This is a genomic window from Microvirga tunisiensis (genome assembly GCF_009296175.1).
GTDB lineage: Bacteria > Pseudomonadota > Alphaproteobacteria > Rhizobiales > Beijerinckiaceae > Microvirga > Microvirga tunisiensis.
This window is the reverse complement of the sequence record NZ_VOSK01000401.1, coordinates 1-4,962: the sequence shown is the minus strand read 5'-3', so window position 1 is coordinate 4,962 and position 4,962 is coordinate 1. Positions and strand designations below refer to the sequence as shown.

The 4,962-nt window shown below is 62.8% G+C and carries 6 protein-coding genes and 1 pseudogene; 2 read left to right on the top strand and 5 right to left on the bottom strand.

What is annotated here, in order from left to right; all coding sequences use genetic code 11:
• Nucleotides 1-338: 338 nt before the first annotated feature.
• From FS320_RS37775 to FS320_RS37765, 3 genes are read right to left on the bottom strand one after another with little or no spacing between them, the layout of a single operon-like run.
• A complete protein-coding gene (locus tag FS320_RS37775) occupies nucleotides 339-569 on the bottom strand; it encodes a DUF6894 family protein (protein ID WP_152717417.1) in 231 nt (76 codons plus the stop codon).
• A 1-nt stretch (nucleotide 570) separates the two neighbouring features.
• Nucleotides 571-1,041: a hypothetical protein gene (locus tag FS320_RS37770; protein WP_152717416.1), complete on the bottom strand. Its 471-nt coding sequence runs from the start codon at nucleotides 1,039-1,041 to the stop codon at nucleotides 571-573.
• Between the two features lie 46 nt (nucleotides 1,042-1,087).
• A complete protein-coding gene (locus FS320_RS37765) occupies nucleotides 1,088-2,227 on the bottom strand; it encodes an IS630 family transposase (protein ID WP_152717415.1) in 1,140 nt (379 codons plus the stop codon).
• Nucleotides 2,228-2,285: 58 nt separating this feature from the next.
• Here FS320_RS37765 and FS320_RS37760 point away from each other — a divergent pair, with 58 nt between their 5' ends.
• Entirely contained in the window at nucleotides 2,286-2,564 is a 279-nt protein-coding gene (locus tag FS320_RS37760) for a LexA family protein (protein WP_152717414.1), read from the top strand.
• Nucleotides 2,565-2,625: 61 nt separating this feature from the next.
• On the opposite strand, the gene FS320_RS37755 is transcribed toward FS320_RS37760, so the two are convergent.
• Complete coding sequence (locus FS320_RS37755) at nucleotides 2,626-2,871, bottom strand: DUF6894 family protein (RefSeq protein WP_152717413.1); 246 nt, start codon at nucleotides 2,869-2,871, stop codon at nucleotides 2,626-2,628.
• Between the two features lie 384 nt (nucleotides 2,872-3,255).
• Here FS320_RS37755 and FS320_RS37750 point away from each other — a divergent pair, with 384 nt between their 5' ends.
• Complete coding sequence (locus FS320_RS37750) at nucleotides 3,256-4,809, top strand: PAS domain-containing protein (RefSeq protein WP_152717412.1); 1,554 nt, start codon at nucleotides 3,256-3,258, stop codon at nucleotides 4,807-4,809.
• An 11-nt stretch (nucleotides 4,810-4,820) separates the two neighbouring features.
• Here FS320_RS37750 and FS320_RS37745 read toward each other — a convergent pair.
• Nucleotides 4,821-4,962, bottom strand: a pseudogene (locus FS320_RS37745) (ATP-binding protein); the annotation flags it as partial.

Here is a 4,962-nt window from a genome sequence, read left to right as displayed (position 1 = left end):
TGGCAGGAGGGTCGGCATCCGCATTGTCACGCTCATAGCCTGCTCAGGCTTCACTCACGTTACGGCCCATCGGATTGCTCAGCCGCCTTCCAGCGACCTTTGTCACGAGGCTCCGGCCCGACCGGTTACCCGACCAAACCGCTCGTCAGCTACCAGATCAATCGACAACTCTCTGGGTGGAATCTTCCTCCACTGGTGATCCGCGCCTTCGGGGCGCACTGCCACATTCGGACATTTCGAACCATGGATCCATTGAAGGATGAGAGATCGCTCATTCCCGAGTCCAGCTCAGACAGTGTCCTATGTGCCAACTTTAGAAGGACTTCGCTGGGTTTACCTTACTCGAAATAGGCGACTGTCAGCGCAACGCTCAGGCTCAGCCGCAAGCGATGCTGTTCGTCTCTGACTTCAACACAAATCTCCCGCAAGCATGGCAGCCAATCCCGCCCAAGCGTCAGCACGGTCTGCGTCGCCTCGTGCTCGGCTGCCTCCAAGCCGTCGAGCTCAAGACCTTCCGGATCGGGCATGGATTCCGCTCCCGCCCGGACATCGAAATAGAAGCGTGGCATGTCACCTCTCGTGCAGGTGAGCCCTGCTCCGTCTGGCGGGATTCCGCGGCACCGCATGGGAACGGCTGCTAAGCCCAAGGCGAAGGATCTCCCGCATGCCGCCGGGTGACGCTGCATCCTCCTGGTGGATTTCCTGGATTTGCCGCCTTGCATTGGCGATGAACTCCACCGCTCGGGCCAGCTCGGATTCGTCGAGCTCGGTACATCCGCAACGGTCGATGACGAGGTGCCTTGCGGGTGAATAGAGTTCCAGCCAGAGCCAGGGTGTGTCCGGGAGCCTTTGCTCCTCCGGAATTTCGATCAGTCGAACCTCCAGTGCGCCGCACCGGGCAACGGTCACGGTGCGGAAGCCGGGCGCCTCCCACTGCGTGACGGCAAGCTGGACATAGGCGCGGATAATGCGCTCCTCGTCCCTGTCGGGGTTCATCCCGGCCCAGGCAAGCCCAATGGGAGTGCCAATCGTCCCAGGCATTGCGTTCTCCAAATCCGGATCAGCTCCTAGATCCTTTGCCCAGGGATTATGACTGTTTGGCGGGTGGCTCTTTCGAAGCGGTATTGGGATAGGCGCGGCCCATCTTGGTGCGGGCCTTCTCTGTCGTGAACATCCAGGTAATGCGTGCGCCGCCGGCGTTGCGCTCGCGCTCCCAAGCCGCGATTTCCCACTCGAGCCCCTCGCGCGTGTCGATCCGCCGGTCCAGGCACTGGCCCTTGAGCACTCCGATCTCGATTTCGACCATGTTCAACCAGCTCGCGTGTTTGGGGGTGAAGTGGAACTCCAGCCGTCCCAGGAGGCGATGCGCTTCCGCGGCCGGGAAAGCCTCGTAGAGGGAGCCGGGCGTGTGCGTCGACAGATTGTCCATCACCACCCGAATCCGCTCGGCCTGTGGAAAGTCGACATCCACAAGCTCGCGCATGCACACAGCAAAGTCCTTTGCCGTCCGGCGATCCGTGACGTTCACTTTGCGCCAGGGCCGGTGCGCATCCAAGAACACGAACAGGTTCACCGTGCCACAGCGGCGATACTCGTCATCAACCCGCTCGATCTGCCCGGGCGTGGCCGGGAGCGGCGGGCGCGTCTCGCCGATGAGTTGGACCGGGCTCTCATCGAAGCACACCACTGGCCGCATCGGATCCGGCACCTCAGCATAGAGGTCGAGCACGTCCTCCATGCGGGCGACGTATTCGCCATCAATCTTCGGAATGCACCACATCTTCTGCTGCCAGGGCTTGAGCGCGTTTTCAGCCAGACGCCGGCGCACCGTCTCGCGCGACAGGCTCTCATGGTGGGTGAGCCGCACGATCTCGCCGGCCAAGAGTTCCAGCGTCCAGCGGGCGCGGCCCGCAGGCGGCTTGGCGCAGGCGGTCGCCACCAGCAGCGCTTCCTCCGGGCCTGAGAGCTTGCGGGCGGCACCGGGACGGGGCTCCTCACTGAGGGCCCGCTCCAGGTTGCCCTCCACGAAGCGGCGCTTGGTCCGATACACGGTCGAGCCGCCCACCGCGATACTCTCGGCAATCGTCTCGTCCGGCACGCCAGCATCGGCCGCCAGCAGGATCTGCGCGCGCTTGAGCTTTCGGGCAGCCTGCTTGCCGCTGCTGAGCATCGCCTGGAGCTCGGAGCGTTCGGTCTCGCTCAGTTCAACCCGGTAGCATATGTTCATCTCGGCCTCCCGTGTGAGAGGCCCAGCTGAATCAGCCGATGAATCGAGCGTGTGGCGGATGTCTGAGAAAAGCTTCACCGACCGGCAGGGCCAGTACTTGGCCTTCATCGATGCCTATACGCGCGTCCATGGCCGCCCCCCGGCCGAGACCGACATGCAGCGCCATTTCCAGGTCACTCCGCCTTCCGTGCACCAGATGATCCTGACCTTGGAACGGGCCGGCCTGATCCGCCGCCAGCCCGGAGTGGCGCGAAGCATCGAGGTGTTGGTCGCCCCTGAAGGCCTGCCCCTTCTCCGCCATCCCCAACCGGTCAAATCCTCTGCGCCGAGGATCTAGTCCCATCCGTGCATGCACACGCCTGACAGCCCACACGAGCTGCGAAGCCTGGCGGACGGCCTCAGTGCGGAAGGAGTGGCTCGCATAGCGGCCCATCGAGCGGAAGGCTTTTGACCGACACCCCTGAACCGTCGACGATCTCAAGCCACCACCCCTGCCATTCACTCGACGCCAATGGATCGTCGTTGCTGAGCTCCTCGACGGCCCTGCGCGCATGGAGCAAGGCCTCGTCAGGACAGGATACTTCCACGCCCTCGTTGTCGTGGATGATGTCGATTCCGTCCGTGAGATTAAAATACCACCGCATCGGCATCGCAGGAGTTCACGGACTTGCCCAGCTCGCCGGCCATTGCTTGACCGGCCGTTCCACGGCGATAGCCAAGATCCAGCCTGTTTACTGGGTCGTCCCTCGAATTTGTTACATGGCGCGGCGGCAATATGCAGATAATTGCCGTTCCCCACCAGCCGAGCTGACCAGAGCGGCCCGACCAATGCAAAAAATGTTCTTGCGGGCGCCTCGGCGCTTGCACGAAAGAGGGGTGAAGAGCAAAATTTGCTCTGACCTGCGCCCCCTTTTAGCCAGTGACCAAAAAGCATCCTGGATCTGGAAGACCCCGGCCTTGGACCATGGCAACGATGTACCACCCTCCCTGCTACTGCAAAGCCCCGGAGCCCGGGAGTTCCTCCACAGATGAAGCCGATGGAAAACGCTGCTCAGACGCATGATGGCCCCGACCCGATCAACCACGGCAGGGCACAGCCTCCCTTCGGCTATTGGGAATGGGATTGCAACACAGGCGACGTCACGTGGTCGGACGGCTTGTTCCGCGTCCTGGGTCTGGAGCCCGGGTCCGTGGCGGCGTCCTACGATCTCTTCCTGGGGATGGTGCACCCCGAGGATCGGGCGAGAAGCGCCGCCGCTGGTCAGGTGCTGGCCGACCGGAGCCAATACATCGACTCCGAGTTTCGCATCGTTCAGCCGCAGGGCACCGTTCGTTGGGTCGCCAGCAAGGGCGAGGTCTTCCAGGATCCTGCCGGCAAGGCCAGTTGGGCCGCGGGCATGCTGATCGACATCACGAACATCCGCGAAGCCCAATCGGAGCTGTCAGCCCGGGAGGAGCGCTATCGCGCCCTGGCCTTGGCCAGCAGCATCGGTGAATGGCGGGCGACCTCCCAAGGAGACGCCATCGAGGCGCAGTCCTGGGCCAACTACACCGGACGGCCTGTCAACGACTGCACGGGACGGGGGTGGCTCGCCGCGATCCACCCCAAAGACGTGGATGCCGTCGGTGCCACCTGGGATGAGGCGGTGCGGATTGGCTCGTATTTCGAAATGAGCTTTCGCCTTCAGCACCGGAGCGGCCAATACCGGTGGGTGCTCTGCAAGGCGGTGCCGATCAAGCCCCAGGACGGGCCGGTTCGGGAATGGGTCGGGACCGCCGAGGACATTCACGCCAAACGTGAGATGGAAGAGCTGCTGCGGATCCACGAGGAGCGATTGCGCTTGGCCCGGTTTGAAGGTCCCATGGCGACCTGGGATTTCAACCTGGAAACCGGGCAGATCACGCGGTCGGACAACGCCCAGGAGATCCTCGGCGTGGGCTCGGAAACGGTCGAGGAATTTCAGAGCAGCATCCATCCTGACGACCGAGCGAAGATTGAAGCCCTTGTGCGGGCCACGCGGCACTCAGGGAGAGCGTTCAGTTCCCAGTACAGGCGTATCGGTAAGGACGGCAGTGTTATCTGGCTTCGTTCCCGAGTCAGGGTCGTACCGGCCGCGTATGGCGGCGCGGACCACGTGATCGGCATCACCTTCAACATGAAGCTCCAGAAAGAAGCGGAGTTTGAGATTCAGGAAACCAAGAGAACCTTGTGGGAACTGGATGCGCGCCATCGGGCGCTCATGAAGGCCGCCGGCGATTTTGTCTGGACTGTCAGTCCTGACGGGAGGGTTTCCGATGTGCCGGAGTGGCGGGCCTTGACGGGGCAAGGCATCGATCAGGTCCAAGGTTGGGGCTGGCTCAACGCGCTCCATCCCGCCGACCGAGAGCGGATCCGCGAGACCGTGCAGCGCATCATGGACACGCGTCTGGGGTCGTCCTACGAGTACCGCGTCAGGGATAGAACCGGCGAATACCATTGGTTCAGAAGCAGCATTTCCCCCGTGCTCAATGAGGAAGGTGTCAAGCGACACCGAGATTTACGAGATAAGGCGACATCCAGTTTTACGACGGCTCAAGCGTGAGCCCGCTGGAGAGCCTCCTCCAGATCCCGCAGGCGATAGCTGCGCCCCTTGATGTTGAGAACATGCGCTCGGTGCAGCAGGCGGTCGAGGATGGCCGTGGCCAGCACCTCGTCGCCGGCCAGCAGCTCGGTCCACTCCCGGATGCTCTTGTTC

Coding starts and splice junctions, on each gene's coding strand:
- FS320_RS37765 (WP_152717415.1), bottom strand. CDS start 2,227: ATGAACATATGCTACCGGGTTGAACTGAGCGAGACCGAACGCTCCGAG.
- FS320_RS37750 (WP_152717412.1), top strand. CDS start 3,256: ATGAAGCCGATGGAAAACGCTGCTCAGACGCATGATGGCCCCGACCCG.
- FS320_RS37755 (WP_152717413.1), bottom strand. CDS start 2,871: ATGCGGTGGTATTTTAATCTCACGGACGGAATCGACATCATCCACGAC.
- FS320_RS37760 (WP_152717414.1), top strand. CDS start 2,286: ATGTCTGAGAAAAGCTTCACCGACCGGCAGGGCCAGTACTTGGCCTTC.
- FS320_RS37770 (WP_152717416.1), bottom strand. CDS start 1,041: ATGCCTGGGACGATTGGCACTCCCATTGGGCTTGCCTGGGCCGGGATG.
- FS320_RS37775 (WP_152717417.1), bottom strand. CDS start 569: ATGCCACGCTTCTATTTCGATGTCCGGGCGGGAGCGGAATCCATGCCC.